The organism is Paraniabella ginsengisoli (assembly GCF_022513635.1).
In the GTDB taxonomy this organism is placed as follows: domain Bacteria; phylum Bacteroidota; class Bacteroidia; order Chitinophagales; family Chitinophagaceae; genus Niabella; species Niabella ginsengisoli.
This window is the reverse complement of sequence record NZ_JAKWBL010000004.1, coordinates 1,079,677-1,095,049: the sequence shown is the minus strand read 5'-3', so window position 1 is coordinate 1,095,049 and position 15,373 is coordinate 1,079,677. Positions and strand designations below refer to the sequence as shown.

Annotated in this window: 16 protein-coding genes and 1 pseudogene; 12 read left to right on the top strand and 5 right to left on the bottom strand. The window is 38.3% G+C overall.

Translation table 11 applies throughout. The features are described from left to right. The first annotated feature begins 35 nt into the window (after positions 1 to 35). The 8 genes from MKP09_RS23295 (at position 36) to MKP09_RS23260 (ending at position 7,324) form a co-directional block, all read left to right on the top strand. A complete protein-coding gene (locus MKP09_RS23295; RefSeq protein ID WP_240832955.1) occupies positions 36 to 896 on the top strand; it encodes a putative type IX sorting system protein PorV2 in 861 nt (286 codons plus the stop codon). A 62-nt stretch (positions 897 to 958) separates the two neighbouring features. Continuing rightward, positions 959 to 1,135 carry a hypothetical protein gene (locus MKP09_RS23290; RefSeq protein WP_240832954.1) on the top strand — a complete coding sequence of 59 codons (177 nt, stop codon included), beginning with the start codon at positions 959 to 961 and terminating at the stop codon, positions 1,133 to 1,135. A 20-nt stretch (positions 1,136 to 1,155) separates the two neighbouring features. After that, the gene (locus MKP09_RS23285; protein ID WP_240832952.1) at positions 1,156 to 1,722 is read left to right on the top strand and encodes a hypothetical protein; all 567 of its coding nucleotides are present in this window, start codon (positions 1,156 to 1,158) and stop codon (positions 1,720 to 1,722) included. 80 nt (positions 1,723 to 1,802) lie between these two features. Next, the gene (locus MKP09_RS23280) at positions 1,803 to 2,552 is read left to right on the top strand and encodes a hypothetical protein (RefSeq protein WP_240832951.1); all 750 of its coding nucleotides are present in this window, start codon (positions 1,803 to 1,805) and stop codon (positions 2,550 to 2,552) included. After that, entirely contained in the window at positions 2,522 to 6,193 is a 3,672-nt protein-coding gene (locus MKP09_RS23275) for a C25 family cysteine peptidase (protein ID WP_240832949.1), read from the top strand. The genes MKP09_RS23280 and MKP09_RS23275 overlap by 31 nt, the downstream gene beginning before the upstream one ends. A 27-nt stretch (positions 6,194 to 6,220) precedes the next feature. After that, the gene (locus MKP09_RS23270) at positions 6,221 to 6,385 is read left to right on the top strand and encodes a hypothetical protein (protein WP_240832947.1); all 165 of its coding nucleotides are present in this window, start codon (positions 6,221 to 6,223) and stop codon (positions 6,383 to 6,385) included. Between the two features lie 379 nt (positions 6,386 to 6,764). Next, the gene (locus MKP09_RS23265) at positions 6,765 to 6,929 is read left to right on the top strand and encodes a glycosyltransferase (RefSeq protein ID WP_240832945.1); all 165 of its coding nucleotides are present in this window, start codon (positions 6,765 to 6,767) and stop codon (positions 6,927 to 6,929) included. A gap of 140 nt (positions 6,930 to 7,069) precedes the next feature. Continuing rightward, on the top strand, positions 7,070 to 7,324 hold the full coding sequence (locus MKP09_RS23260) for a glycosyltransferase (RefSeq protein WP_240832943.1): 255 nt from the start codon (positions 7,070 to 7,072) through the stop codon (positions 7,322 to 7,324). Here MKP09_RS23260 and MKP09_RS23255 read toward each other — a convergent pair. Beyond that, the gene (locus MKP09_RS23255) at positions 7,307 to 8,419 is read right to left on the bottom strand and encodes a glycosyltransferase (protein ID WP_240832941.1); all 1,113 of its coding nucleotides are present in this window, start codon (positions 8,417 to 8,419) and stop codon (positions 7,307 to 7,309) included. The two genes, MKP09_RS23260 and MKP09_RS23255, sit on opposite strands and share 18 nt — an antisense overlap. Before the next feature lie 21 nt (positions 8,420 to 8,440). Next, on the bottom strand, positions 8,441 to 9,343 hold the full coding sequence (locus MKP09_RS23250) for an SMP-30/gluconolactonase/LRE family protein (RefSeq protein ID WP_240832940.1): 903 nt from the start codon (positions 9,341 to 9,343) through the stop codon (positions 8,441 to 8,443). 277 nt (positions 9,344 to 9,620) lie between these two features. Here MKP09_RS23250 and rplK point away from each other — a divergent pair, with 277 nt between their 5' ends. The 4 genes and pseudogenes from rplK (at position 9,621) to rplL (ending at position 12,152) form a co-directional block, all read left to right on the top strand. Then, positions 9,621 to 10,064 carry a 50S ribosomal protein L11 gene (rplK, locus tag MKP09_RS23245; RefSeq protein WP_240832939.1) on the top strand — a complete coding sequence of 148 codons (444 nt, stop codon included), beginning with the start codon at positions 9,621 to 9,623 and terminating at the stop codon, positions 10,062 to 10,064. Between the two features lie 29 nt (positions 10,065 to 10,093). Further along, a pseudogene (gene rplA, locus MKP09_RS23240) lies at positions 10,094 to 10,785 on the top strand (50S ribosomal protein L1). 121 nt (positions 10,786 to 10,906) lie between these two features. Then, positions 10,907 to 11,515, top strand: a complete 609-nt coding sequence (gene rplJ, locus MKP09_RS23235; RefSeq protein ID WP_240832938.1) for a 50S ribosomal protein L10 — start codon at positions 10,907 to 10,909, stop codon at positions 11,513 to 11,515. Between the two features lie 262 nt (positions 11,516 to 11,777). After that, positions 11,778 to 12,152 (top strand): 50S ribosomal protein L7/L12, encoded by a 375-nt coding sequence (gene rplL / locus MKP09_RS23230; protein WP_240832937.1) that lies wholly within the window; start codon positions 11,778 to 11,780, stop codon positions 12,150 to 12,152. A gap of 85 nt (positions 12,153 to 12,237) precedes the next feature. Here rplL and MKP09_RS23225 read toward each other — a convergent pair whose 3' ends face one another. The 3 genes from MKP09_RS23225 to MKP09_RS23215 form a co-directional block, all read right to left on the bottom strand. Beyond that, complete coding sequence (locus tag MKP09_RS23225; RefSeq protein ID WP_240832936.1) at positions 12,238 to 12,945, bottom strand: sulfite exporter TauE/SafE family protein; 708 nt, start codon at positions 12,943 to 12,945, stop codon at positions 12,238 to 12,240. Positions 12,946 to 12,998: 53 nt separating this feature from the next. Further along, a complete protein-coding gene (locus tag MKP09_RS23220) occupies positions 12,999 to 13,664 on the bottom strand; it encodes an SGNH/GDSL hydrolase family protein (protein WP_240832935.1) in 666 nt (221 codons plus the stop codon). A gap of 304 nt (positions 13,665 to 13,968) precedes the next feature. Continuing rightward, a complete protein-coding gene (locus MKP09_RS23215; RefSeq protein WP_317235479.1) occupies positions 13,969 to 15,333 on the bottom strand; it encodes an exonuclease domain-containing protein in 1,365 nt (454 codons plus the stop codon). Between the last annotated feature and the right edge of the window lie 40 nt (positions 15,334 to 15,373).

The following is a 15,373-nucleotide window of genomic DNA, read 5'->3' as shown; positions in this document are numbered from 1 at the left end:
TAAAAAGCTACATACCTTTTGCTAGTATATTTATAATGCTGCAACTTGGGCATCAAGCGTCCAACGCTCAATTTCGAAAATATTCTAATGAATTCCTGAACATTGGTGCAGGAGCGCGCGGCCTTGCCATGGGAAGCGCCCAGGTTGCATCGGTAGCAGATGGGACAGCAGGCTATTGGAATCCAGCAGGGCTTGTAAATGTACAAGGCCACACGCAGGTGAACCTGATGCATTCGGAATATTTTGCAGGTATTGGGAAATATGATTTTGCAAACGTTGCGCTTCCTACAACGAACGAAAAACGTGTTTTAGGTTTAACAGCCATGCGATTTGCAGTTGATGATATCGCGAACACATTATTTTTGGTTAATCCGGATGGCTCGCTTAATTATAATAATATCCAAACCTTTTCTTCAGCAGATTATGCCTTCCTTTTATCATACGGGCAAAACCTAAAGAAAACAGAAAACACTACAATCAATTTTGGCGCAAATGCTAAAGTTATTTATCGCAACGTTGGGAAATTTGCCCAGGCATGGGGTTTTGGTTTGGATGCAGGTTTACAGATTTATAAAGACAAGTGGCGGTTTGGTATAGTTGCAAAAGATGTCACAAGCACATTCAATACATGGACTTTTAATTTTTCAGATAAGGAAAAGGAAGTATTATATCTAACTAATAATGATATACCAGTAAGATCGACCGAGCTTACATCTCCAAGATTGACCATTGGCGCGTCAAGGCTTTTCAATATCGGCAAAACATCTACAATCTTAGCCGAAACAGATTTCGATCTGACTTTTGACGGCAGGCGTAATACTGTTGTAAGTAGCGACCCTATCAGCATTGACCCAAAGGTTGGACTGGAATATAGTTATAAAAATATTTTTTTGTAAGAGGCGGTATCAATAATTTTCAACAAGGTCTGGCAGATGGGGATACACTAAACCAAAAACGAGTGTGGATCTATCAGCCCAGTGTTGGCGTGGGATTCAGGGTAAAATCTGTTGTGATAGATTATGCATTTGCAAACCTGGCTAATCAGTCAAATCCTTTATTTACGCATGTCTTTTCGTTAAGACTTGATATTGATCGCAAGAAGAAATTGTTACCTTTTGAAGTTGTAAAACCATGATAAAACGGCTGTTTTTTTTATTGTCAATTTTTTGCACGCTGTCCGCTGCTGCACAACAGTTCAATAACGAGTGGATCGACTACAGCAAAACTTATTATAAGTTTAAAGTAGGTTCTAACGGACTTTATCGAATACCGCAATCTGTTTTGGCAGCAGCGAATCTATCTAACACCAATGTTGCTGCTTTTCAATTGTGGCGCAATGGGCAGGAAATTCCTATATACACGTCAAGCCAAACAGGAACTTTACCCGCTGCAGGTTATATTGAATTTTGGGGAGAGGCCAATGATGGTAAGCCGGACCAGATTTTGTATCGCAACCCTAACGATCAGATCAACAATAGCAAAAGCTTGTTTACAGATAGCGCTGCCTATTTCTTAACTGTAAATCTTAACGGTGGCAATAAGAGACTGACACCTGCAGAAAACAATATACCAACAGGTGTTGCAGCGGAGCCTTATTTCATGCATAAAGAAGGAATTTATCTTAACGAAACAATTCATCTTGGCCCTTATTCCGGAGCAGTTTCCGAAGCGGCGTATTCGGCATCTTACGAAGTTGGAGAGGTTGGACTTCCAATGAAATAAAAGAAAATACAACAAGAAGCTTATCAAAAACAAATCTTTTTCCATTTCAAGGCAGCGGAGCTCCGCAAATGCAGGTAAACATGAACATAGTTGGCAATAGCCCCAACAACAGAAATGTTCGTATGCAACTCAACAATGTGGAGGTATTTAATAATGCATTAAATAGATTTGAATATGCAAAATTAACAGCTAATTTACCTACGTCAAATTTAACAGGAACCACAGAAAGTATTACCGTTACTAACACTTCAACAACTGCCAATAACAGAATAAAAATTGGGTTGATTGAACTTACTTATCCACGTGCGTTTAATTTTGGCGGAGCCAATAATTTTCGCTTTACGCTGAGCGGTAGTGCCTCTCAAGGGAAATATCTTGAAATTTCTGGATTTACCTACTCAGGAATACCGGTTTTGTATGACTTAACAAGCGGACGCCGTTACGAGGCAAATGTTTCAAACCCTTCTTTAATTAAAATATATGTGCAGCCATCTACCACATCTCACGATGTAGTTTTAGTTAACACAGCAACTGCTAATATCAAAACTATCGCCGGTTTAGAATCAAGAAATTTCATCAATTATTCGTTGCAGGAAAATCAGGGGAATTATTTAATAGTAACTCACCCGGCAATAATAAATGGTGCCAATGGCGCACAGCCCGTAGAAGAATATCGCGCATACAGAAGTTCTGCCCAAGGTGGTGGCTACAACGCAAAAGTGTACCTGATTGACCAACTCACAGATCAGTTTGCTTTTGGTATAAAGCATAACCCGCTGGCTGTAAGAAATTTTTGCGCATGGCTAGGAGTAAGTTTTCGGCTCCTCTGAAAAGCGTATTTTTAGCTGGGAAGGGTGTTTCTTATACTTCGTCACGTACCAACGAATCTTCTCCGGTAACTGATCGCCTAAACCTTATTCCGACTTTTGGAGAGCCAACTTCTGATATGTTGTTAGCAGCAGAAGGCAACAGTTCCATTCCTTTAACACCTATCGGTCGAATTGCAGCTGTAAATGGAAATGAATTAGCCATTTACCTGGAAAAAATTAAACAATATGAACAGCAATTTACGCCAGCAGCAGGAATTGAAGCAAGTGCGTGGAAGAAGAACGTGATACACATGGTAGGTGCAAACGATCAATATTTGAAAGACTTATTATACGGTTACCTGAACGCACACAAGGCTTTTATAAAAGATACTTTTTATGGAGCAGAAGTATCAGACTTTGTAAAAAGTTCTTCGGCGGGAGGAGAACAATCAGCAGCAGATCGGATAAAAATCCTCCTGAACGGCGGTGTGAATCTGTTAACTTATTTCGGGCATTCATCTGCCCAAACATTGGGATTCAATATGGAGGATCCTGTTAATTATTCTAACCAGGGAAAATATCCCGTTTTTCACATGATGGGTTGTAACGTGGGTAATATTTTTATCTGGGATGCAAACCGATTGTCGACTATAAGCACAATATCTGATAAATATGTATTCGCAAAAGAGCGGGGCTCTATCGGTATGATGGCAGGAACAAGTTTTGGCTACGTTTATCCGTTGCAACAATACAATGGCGCGCTATACAAACTAATGGCAAACGAAGGTTACAGGCTTACGCTGGGTGAACTCATGCAAAAAGCTATCATTAATTCATTTGCCATCGCTGGAGGCGAAACAGACTTATTTGTAAGGGCCCAAGCTGAGGAGTATTTATTGCATGGCGATCCGGCTGTTAAATTATATCAATTTGAAAAACCTGATTATGCCGTGGAAGATGAACTGGTATCGATAGATCCGGGGTTTGTCTCCGTAGCCGAAAATGATTTCAAAGTAAATGTGAAAATGATGAATCTTGGGAAAGCGATAAGCAGAAAACTGATCGTTCAGCTTACAAGAACTTTCCCCGACCTTACCACGCAAGTAATACAACGCGATACTATTGAGGGTATAAGATATGCAGATTCTATCACCTACACTGTTTCTATTGATCCTATAAAAGACAAAGGGCTTAATAAGATAACGGTAACTATAGATCCTGAAAACAACATAGATGAGCTGTTTAAATCTAATAACAGCGTTGTAAAAGAGGTGTATATTTTTGAGGATGAGTTGCGGCCCGTTTATCCTTATAACTACGCCATTGTCAATAAAGCATCAATAACTTTTAAAGCGTCTACAGCTAATGCCTTAGCCGCTACGAAGAATTATATGATAGAAGTAGATACAACCACGTTATTTAACTCTTCACTAAAAGTAACACAAACAAAAACCTCACCAGGAGGCATAGTAGAGTTTAATCCGGTTGTTAATTTTAAGGATAGTGTAGTGTATTACTGGCGCGTAGCCAGCGCTCCTGCACAAAACGAAGAGCCGCGATGGAACACCGCTTCGTTCGTTTATATCAATGGCGATGAAACAGGATTTAACCAATCCAACTATTATCAAATGTTGAATAATACTTATGATAATATAAATTTAGATGCGGCTCGTAGTTATAACTTTAATGAGTTTAACTCAACAATTAATATAACATCTACAATTCATAGAAGTGGCATAGGAGCATCGCAAACTCAATTAACTGTTGGTGATGTTGTTTCTCAAAGAGGGATGTCAAAAGCTAGTTACTGGAGGAATTCTTTACGCTTTTATGTTATTAACAACAAAACAATGAAACCAGTTGCCAATATAGACTTAGGCAGCTCAGGACTATATGGAAGTTATCGGCCTCTTCCCTGGGAAGGATTTGCAACCAATAATTATGCATTCTTTACTTTTGATATTTCTACAACAGCTGCCAGGCAAACGGTGATGAAATTTTTAGATTCTATTCCTTCTGACTTTTATTTTGCAGTAACTAACGGAGGCACTATGACGGCGTTTCCCGAAACATGGCAGGGAGATACCGCTACTTTAGGAACTAATAATTCACTTTACCATAAACTGAAACAAATGGGATTCAGCTATCTGGATTCTGTCAAGTCCGTTGTTCCTTTTGTTTTTATCGGTGAAAAGGGAAGTTCTACCGCACTATCTCAAAGTGTAGCAAATAGCCTTGCTGAAACCATAAATCTTAATGCGACTGTAAAAACACATGGCAATAGCGGGTATATTACATCCCCCATTTTGGGCCCTGCAACAAAGTGGAACCATTTAAGATGGGACGGAAAGAAGCTGGAAACGCCCGATGGCGACAACCCAACACTTGATATAATAGGCATAAAAACAGATGGTTCGCAAACCACCGTTTTGAGTAATATCCAACCAAGTGTAGGAAATATAGACGTATCTGGTATCGACGCCAAATTATATCCAAGCCTAATATTGCGGATGCGTAATGTAGATTCTACAAATTACACACCCTATCAGCTTAAATACTGGCGTTTATTTTATACTCCGGCTCCTGAAGGGGCAATAGCTCCCAATACCTTCTTCCAGTTTAAGGACACATTGGATGCAGGTGAACCGCTTGACGTGGGAATAGCATTTAAAAATATCAGCGAAAATGCTTTTGACAGCGTAAAAGTAAAACTAACGATACGGGATAAAAATAACAGAGAGACAACCCTTGCTGTATCCCGTCAGAAACCTATTATCGCAAACGATACGATCAGGCTACAGATTCCAGTAAGCACTGTCTCGTTCACAGGAACTAACCAGTTATACCTGGAGTTTAATCCTGATAAAGACCAACCGGAACAGTATAATTTTAATAATTTTCTTTATAAAAATTTCTACGTACGGGCAGATAGTCTTAACCCTTTCATGGATGTCACTTTTGATGGGCTACATATTCTCAATCGCGATATTGTATCCAGTAAACCTGATATACTAATTAAGTTAACGGATGAAGCTAAATATCTGTTATTAAATAATTCCGATCTGATAAAAGTACAGCTAAGGCATCCAAATGGTTCCGTTAGGGATTATCAGTTTAATAGTGATACGCTAATATTAACTCCACCCGGACAAGGAGGTAATGATGAGAATACGGCAGCTGTAAAATTCAAACCACATCTTTTGGAAGATGGAGAATACGAGCTTATTGTTAGTGGGAAAGATCAAAGCGGAAATACAGCAGGCAGCATTGATTACCGGATAGCTTTTCAGGTAATTAACAAGCCAATGATCTCCAATTTATTGAATTATCCAAATCCTTTTACAACATCAACAGCATTTGTTTTCACATTAACAGGTTCAGACGTTCCACAGAATATCCGTATTCAAATACTAACTATTACCGGCAAAATTGTGCGTGAAATTACTAAGTCTGAGTTAGGGCCATTACGCATAGGCAGAAATATAACTGAATTCAAATGGGATGGAACGGATCAATATGGACAAAAACTCGCAAACGGCGTTTATCTATACCGTGTATTAACTAACTTAAACGGAAAGAGCCTGGATAAATATAAAGCGGCTGACGATAATACCGACAAGTATTTCAATAAAGGTTATGGAAAAATGGTATTGATAAGATAACTTGCGCGAAGCCTTAAAAATCTATATGTGAATAAGCGCATCGTATTTACTATTACTGGTGATATGCTATACGATCAGCGCATGCAAAAGGTTTGTGGCACTTTAGCAGATAGTGGCTATGATGTGTTGTTATTGGGTTTTAAAAAAACAGGCCATTACAGCCACTTACCGAACGAAAATTTCAACAGGTAAGGTTGCCACTTTTATTCTATCGCGGACCGCTATTTTTTATAGAGACTAATCTGCGTATCTTACTTTATTTACTGTTCAGAAAATTTGATGCAATATGTGCCATTGATCTGGACACTATTATTCCCGGTTATCTGCTCTCCGTTCTAAAAAGGAAGACAAGAATATTTGATGCGCATGAGCTTTTTTGCGAAACACACGATCTGGTATTAAAACCCGGAATCAGAAAAGTATGGCTATTTATTGAACGCTTTTTTTACCAAAATTTAAACGTGGTTATACAGTTAATGAAAGCCTTGCGGCTGAATACAAAATTCTATATGGGCTAGATTATGAAGTTGTAAGGAACTTGCCTGTTACGCAAAATACACAAGAAGCAAATGTGACCAAGCAAAATAAAAATATACTTTATCAAGGTGTGGTAAGCCGCGGCAGAGGAGTTGAATATTTTATACCCGCCATGCGTCATGTTAATAGCCAATTGATCATTTGCGGTGAAGGTGATTTTTTTGATGAAGCAAAAGAGCTTGTAAAAAATACAATTTAAAAGACAAGGTAGAATTAAAGGGGCTCGTATCTCCTGACCAGCTAAAAAAAATTACCGCATCCTCTTATATAGGATTAAATACCATTGAAAATAAGGGCAGAAGTTATTTTCTTTCACTATCAAACAGAACGTTTGATTATATGAATGCGGTAACTCCACAAATTGCTATGAATTATCCTGAATATGCTGCTATTAATAAACGATATAAAATAGCCGAACTTATTGATCAACTTGATGAACATTCGATAGCTATTGCTATTAATAAATTACTTGATGACGAAAGTTATTTTCAACAACTACAACAAAATTGTTTAAGAGCCCGACAAGAATTGAATTGGGAAAATGAAAGACTTAAGCTAATTGAATTTTACAAAAAGCTATTTATTACTATTTAGTAAAATTCGAAAAACCTCGTCCCATCCATTTGCCGTAGTCATTAGTGTTGCTGGAGTCTTCGACTTCTTTTGATACGCTAATTGTTTTTTAATGGCATCTTCCATTAACGTAGCTAACTTTCTATAATCAGAAGGAGGAAAATACGCAACTTTATTATAATCCCCAATCGTTTCATTTGCATACAAAACATCTGCGGCTAATATTGATTTATTAAAGGCCTGAAATTCACGTAGTGGTAAGCCCCAACTTTCTGCCAGAGAAGGGAACAATAAACAGTCACTCCTTTCATACAACTCATACATTTCTTTTTTAGAAACAAAATTTATAAAAGTAATTTTTAAGCCCTCGGCTTTTGCTCGTAAAGAGCGCGCGTATTTGTTTTCATTGCCAGAAATAGTAAACAAAATTTCAATATTGTTTATGCCTTTGTTTGCTAATAATCTAACAGCTTTTATAACGGTATCATGATTTTTGTAAACAAACGCTGTTGCCGGATATAGAAATAGAAACGTATCAGATGTTTTATTTTCAACCAAAGGGGAATAATCTGTATTTGACAATTCTGGTGGCGCAATAATAAATTTATCGTGGCTTACTTTATATTTTTTTGCCAGAAAATTACCCAGCATCGCTTGCTGAACAATTATATGATTGTTTTTTCGAATGAATAAGGGATAGATATATTTAGCTAAAGTATGATAAGCAAAGTACGACGGTTGCCTAAAAAGGTATTTGAGTTTTAGTTTACCCATTAAGGCCGGATTGTGAATATAGACAGCCCTGATCGCCGCATTTACAGAAGGTGTACTATCTTGTAATGATAGCCAAAGATATGGATGGTACTTTGTTGATACTTTTTTGAATTGAAAATACTCGTAATAAAGTCTTAATAAAAAATGCCGCCTTGCATTTGGATATTCAATGAACGTGACATTTTTAATATCAGGATATAGTTCTTTTTTAAAAACCAGAGCTTTGATTTCAAATTGCTGAGATAGATTTTCCGAAAGAAATTTAAGACAGTCATTTACTAAAATCAATGCGCCGCTTTTCATAAATAACCTTTCAGCGGAAATGACGATTACAGGTTTCAAATGATATTTTTTAGTTTAGGCCTATTTCCCCGCTCCTCTCACTTTCATCTTCAGCGTATAAATGCTTTTTCCGGCTGTAATAAAAATAAAATTCCTTTTCTTTCCCGCAAAACATATATTGCCCGTCCACTTTTCCGGTACAGGAATATGTGCAACTTTAACACCATTCCTGTTATATACTGTCACACCATGTCCGGTAAGATAAAGATTGCCATTTTCATCCAGCGTCATCCCGTCCGATCCTTGTTGCACAAACAAGGCTTTATTGCTCAGGCTGCCATTTTTGTTGATTGTGTACTTATATGTTTTATTATCACCAATATCAGCAACAAATAAATTGTTACCATGGCCGATGATACCATTTGGTTTTACTATTGTTGAATCCACAACAACTGGTTGGGTACTGCCCGCCGCAAGATAATAGACTTTCTGTCCCACAATTTCAGGCTTTTGCCGCGTCCAGTAATCCCGCTGATAATAAGGATCGGTGAAATAAATTCCTTCTTTTGCATCTATCCAAAGGTCATTAGGTCCATTCAGCCTTTTTCCATCAACAGCCCCTAACAATATTTTTACTTCGCCATTTTTATCAATACTCCACAATTCGTTGTTTTCGTCGGCACAGGCTATAATATTTCCCTCTTTGTCAATAAAAAGGCCATTTGCTCTGCCCGCATATTTTTTAAACTCGCGCAGCTTTTCGGTTTTTGCATTAAAAAACCATATTTTATTATTCGGCTGATCGGTAAAATATACATTCCCGCGTTTATCAGCCGCCGGGCCTTCCGTAAAACTAAATTGGCTGCTGATTTTCTTTACCTGCTGATTTTCACTAATAATTCCCAGAGAATCAAAAAATTGCGTGGACTGGGCGAAGCCGATAATGCAGAAACCAGACAATAAAACAAGCAATAGAAATTTCATTCGCTAAATTTAACAACTAAGTTTTTAAATCATACGTTGCTCCTAAAGAAACGAATCAAATTTTTACATTCAAAATTTAATATTCAATATTTTCCATTTCCCCTTACCTTTGCACCCCCAATTAGTTCTTTTAGATGTTGGTTTCACACAAGAATACGGCGACAACAACGTTATGTTCTTTGTATTCGTTGTTCGCTTTGTGTGAAATAACAGAGGAATTTGGGAGCTCGACCCGAAAAAATCGGAAGAGCGTTTGAACCAATAAATCATTTAAAAAATGGCAAAAGAAATCTCCGGCTATGTAAAGCTGCAGTGCAAGGGTGGCCAGGCCAATCCTGCACCTCCAATCGGTCCGGCGCTAGGTTCCAAAGGTGTTAACATCATGGAATTCTGTAAGCAATTCAATGCGCGCACACAGGACAAACCAGGAAAAGTACTTCCTGTATTGATCACAGTTTATTCTGACAAAAGTTTTGAATTTATAATTAAAACGCCTCCCGCTGCTGTGCAGTTAATGGAAGCCGCTAAAATTCAAAAAGGTTCTAAAGAAAGCAATCGTGTTAAAGTTGGTAAAGTATCATGGGATCAGGTAGAAGCTATCGCAAAAGATAAAATGCCCGATCTAAACTGCTTCACTACCGAAAGCGCTATGAAAATGGTTGCCGGTACAGCACGCAGCATGGGATTAACTGTAGAAGGTAAAGCCCCTTGGGAAAACTAATCCATTAAAGAACTTTTAAAAGAATTACAATGGCAATTACAAAGAAAAGAAAAGTTGTAAACTCCAAGGTGGATGCCAACAAAGCTTATACGCTTAACGAAGCCTCTACATTGGTTAAAGAAATAAATGTCGCAAAATTTGATGCCTCAGTTGATTTACACGTACGTTTAGGTGTAGATCCTAAAAAAGCTGATCAGGCCATCCGCGGCACCGTTACCTTACCACACGGTACCGGTAAAACAAAAGAGTATTGGTGCTTTGCACTCCCGACAAAGAAGCAGCTGCAACAGAAGCAGGAGCCGATCATGTAGGTTTAGACGAGTTTATCCAAAAAATTGAAGGCGGTTGGACAGACGTTGATGTAATCATCGCAACCCCTGCTGTTATGCCTAAAATTGGTAAGTTAGGTAAAGTATTAGGTCCACGTAACTTAATGCCAAACCCCAAAACAGGTACTGTAACCAACGATGTTGCAGCAGCAGTAAACGAAGTAAAAGGTGGTAAAATCGCGTTCAAGGTAGATAAAGCTGGTATCATCCATGCTTCTATTGGCCGTGTAAGTTTCGCTCCTGATAAATTAGCCGCCAACGGACAAGAGTTCATCAACGCTATTATCAAGGCAAAACCATCTACCTCAAAAGGTACCTATTTAAAAGGCATCAGCATGGCAAGCTCAATGAGCCCCGGCATTGCTTTAGACACTAAAGGTTTTGTTCATTAATAGTTGTTTGATACCAGCTGCAGAATAGATGGCATCGATCTTGCGTCGCAATCACTTTATCTGTAGAATATATGGCATCAGCAACCGGCAACAATTTTAAACACAGTCAAATCGAAATAAAATGACTAAAGATCAAAAAAACGAAGTAATTGAAGTATTGAAGGGCAAATTCTCTCAGTACGACAATTTCTACATAACCGACACAGAATCGCTTACTGTAGCCCAGTTAAGCAAATTACGCAGCGCTTGTTTCAACAAACAAGTAGAAATGAAAGTTGCTAAAAACACGCTTATTAAAAAAGCATTAGAATCAATTGATGCTGAAAAATATGCAGGTGTTTACGATTCTTTACACAAAGTAACAGCTTTAATGTTCTCCGAAAATCCGAAAGAACCAGCTGTTATCCTTAGCTCTTTCCGCAGCGAAGCAAAATCAGAAAAACCAGCGTTGAAATTAGCTTTCATCAATGGTGACCTGTATGCAGGAGACAACCAATTAAAAGCGTTAACTCAAATCAAAACTAAAAACGAATTGATTGGTGAAGTTATCGGCTTGTTGCTTTCTCCAATTCAAAGAGTTATTGGTGCGTTGCAAAACAAAGAAGCAGCAACAGGTGCAGAAGAAGTTGCAGAGGCTCCGGCCACTGATGCTCCGGCAGCAGCAGCAACTCCTGAAACTCCGGCTACGCCTGAGGCCCCAGCGGCAGAAGACAAACCTGCAGCTGAGTAAGTTTAGTCGCAGCATCGTCATTGCGAGCGTAACGAAGTGAAGTCGAGCAACCTCCATGTTATTTAAGAGATTCCTCCACTCACGGCTTTCAGCCGCTCGGTCGGAATGACGATGGAAACAACTTAGGATTTAGTTCTTTACATAAATCACCCTTATATTTCCGCTTACAGCGGATTAAAGGATTAAACAAATTTTTTTAAACCGCCGTCGGATCCTACATTTTAAAATGGAAATGAAGACGGTAAAAATTAAAACAAACAAAATGGCAGACATTAAAAATTTAGCAGAAAGCCTGGTAGGTTTAACTGTAAAAGAAGTTCAGGAATTAGCTGATTTCTTAAAAACTGAATACGGTATCGAACCAGCTGCTGCTGCGGTAGTAGTTTCTGGTGGTGGCGATGGCGCAGGCGCGGCTGCTGAAGAAAAAACAGCATTCGACGTTATCTTGAAAAGCGGTGGTGCTTCTAAATTAAACGTTGTTAAAATCGTTAAAGACTTAACAGGTTTAGGTTTGAAAGAAGCTAAAGAATTAGTTGATGGCGCTCCAAAACCAATTAAAGAAGGTGTGAGCAAAGCTGAAGCTGATGAAATCGCAGCTAAATTGAAAGAAGCTGGTGCTGATGTAGAAGTAGCTTAATTCAGTAAGCGAATAAATTTTAAGAAGCCGCCTCAAATTATTTTGAGGCGGCTTCTTCTCTTTAAAAGCAACATGCCGTCAGATGTTATCTTTTCAAAAAGATAAATATGGCGCCAACAAATGTCATTGCTATAATCAATTTTCTATAGCTATTATCTTTTATTAAAGAAACCACCTTTACCCCAATCAGGAAACCGATCAACAAAGCAGGTAAAAGCACCGCGTCTGTTTTTAGCGTTTGAAACGTAATATTCTTCCAATAAAAAATCTGAAACGGCAGCTTAAAATAATTAATAGCTAAAAACACCCAGGCGGCAGTTCCTATAAAATTATTCTTTGGCATGCGCATAGCCAGAAAGTAAATATTCGCAAATGCCCCGGCCAGATTTCCAATCATCGTTGTAAAGCCCGACACCAGCCCCATTCCCGATACGAACAATTTATTATCAGGAACGATTATCGTTTTTCTGATTTCAAGATAAAGCATAATCACAACTGTAATAACAATAATCGTAGCCATAACTCTTCTGAACAAAATCTCATCCATTTCCTGTCCGGCAAAAACACCCACAATAACGCCCACAACCATCCATGGAATTAATTTCCAGAAATGCTTCCACTCAGCATGACGATGATAATATTTAACGGCCAGCAAATCGGCCACACACAGCAAAGGCAAAACCACACCTGTAGAAGCTTTTCCACCGAGAACGATAGCCATTATCGTGACGTTGAGCATATCAATACCTTTAAGACCGGCCTTCGAAAGACCGATAAAAAAAGCTGCCAACATCAGAAGGATCCAGTTAGTTATAGAAAAGTCTTCAAAAAAGCTTGCAAAAAAATCTATTTAATTTTTTTCACCGCGGTCCACATATCCTGCGCTACCAGCAGGTTTCCGGCATTGTTCAAATGCACCCGATCGGTAGTAAGAATACCCTTTTCTTCATTTTGTGGATTATTTTTATCCAGGTAATCCATAAAAGATTTTCGAAGATCGATCAATGGAATATTATTTTTAGTAGCATATTCACGAATCCATTTAGCATAAAAATTAAGATCACCGTCCTGCAAATTAGTATCATCATTAAACTCGCCAATTACCGACGGCGTACACATAACAGGTTGTATGCCACGCTCCTTCATCTTGTTGATCATTTTATCATAAAAAGCCCCAAACTTTTTATACTCGGTTCCTGTTCCGCTAGTTGTTTTATGCCATACGTCATTTATTCCAATATACACCACTACAATATCAGGGTTTTGATCTAACACATCTTCCTGAAAGCGATAGAACAGGTCATATACCCTGTTTCCGCCAACGCCTTTACCTACAAATTCAAAATCATTTTGCATCTTATCCGACCTGCATAAGCTATCAACCTTAGAAATATAGCCATTGGGCCCGGCGCCTTGCTGAGTTATAGAATCTCCGAAAAAAATTACTTTCTTTTTCTTAATGGGCTGAAAGGCAAAAAGAGCAAGGACTGCAATCGTTACAAAGTATTTCATTAATTATGTTTTTGGTAATTAGAGAGTGCAAGTTTAATCAAAAAATGTAGCATTCATTTATTGAACTATTGACTTATTGTATTTTTATTAATCAGCAATAAACAAAAGGAATCGAAATTGCTACGCCCGCCTGAATGAATTCTTTCGGGCAGGCTCAGTTCAATTGTGGTGCATCATTCATCATCCGTATTCTTCGCAAGCCGAACGCTACGCATCCGTTATTATAATTCAGCCCTTCAGGTTGCCCGCCATTCACCATTCATCACTGATTATTTACTATTGATTATTCACTATTCACTATTCACTATTCTCCATTCACAAACAGCTTCACCTTAGCCGGATATCGTTTTGCATAGTTAAAAAGCATGTTAGTTATAACACTGTTCTCTTTATAAGGAGTTACCAGGTCCTTAAATGTCTCCGCATGTTCTACCGTAATATCAGTAGGAATAAAACCCATACCATAAAATTTCCCTTGCCAAACTAATATACATGAATGTTCTTCACGTGTAATTCCATTGTCAATAATAGCAAAAGATGGAAGGTTTCTTAATTTCTCCAAAGCCTTTGCTACGCGTGCATTGTAACCAATTTCAGGCTCTTTTTTATCGCAAGCCCCTTTACACAAAATAGCATGTAATTTCTCTTCATACAATTTCTCGTTTATAAAACACATACGTGGACATAAATCAAATTCATGTACCAGTTGCCGCAACGCTGCATTAGCATTTTCCAGATGATGAAAAGAACTTACAATTTCGTACCTGCTATTTACTTTATCAACCGCTAATCGCAAGTATCCGTTTTGATCGTGATAACAAATAATGCCATACACATCTTCCCTTCTTTTTTGCGCTGCATTAAACTTAGGCCACAATCTTTTTATTTCAGAAGATTCTTTAACAGCGGCCATGAGTTCTGTACCACATTCTTCAAAACTTATGCGATGCACATACCGCATAAAATTTTGCTTTTGCCTGGTAGTAGCATTATTACTAAAATGGCTGCTCACCCGATAGCGCATATTTTTTGCTTTACCAACATATACCACTTTTCCTTTTTCATCATGAAAGTAATAAACGCCAGCCGTGTAAGGCAACTTTTCAAAATCAGTTTTGGGAACATTGGGCGGCAGCACATGTTCTTTCGAAGTACGCTTAAGGCTTTTAATAATATGTCCATCAGAATCGTTAGCCAGCAGCATTTGGAAAAGAGCAGCTGTAGCATCCGTATCGCCACCTGCACGGTGGTGATTAATATGTTTTATACCTAAAGCATAACAAAGCTTTCCAAGGCTATACGACTGATGGCCCGGAAGTATTTTCCGACTGAGCCTAACCGTACATAATTTATGAGCATCATACTCATAACCGAAATGACGCAATTGGCTATGAATAAACGAATAGTCAAAATTTACATTATGGGCTACAAAAATCTTATCCTTAAGTATCTCAAAAATTTCTTCTGCTACGTCTTCGAATACAGGCGCTTCGGCTACCATTTCATTGGTAATGCCCGTCATTGCCTGTATATATGGCGGTATGCGGTGCAACGGGTTGATTAATGTTTCGTAGCGTTGAACAATTTTCTCGCCATCAAACACAAGAATGCAAATTTCCGTTATACCATTTGCTGCAGCGTAAGAGCCCGTTGTTTCTATATCTACAATTGCGTAGTTGATTTTTGAAAAGTTGAAAGTTGACCGTTGA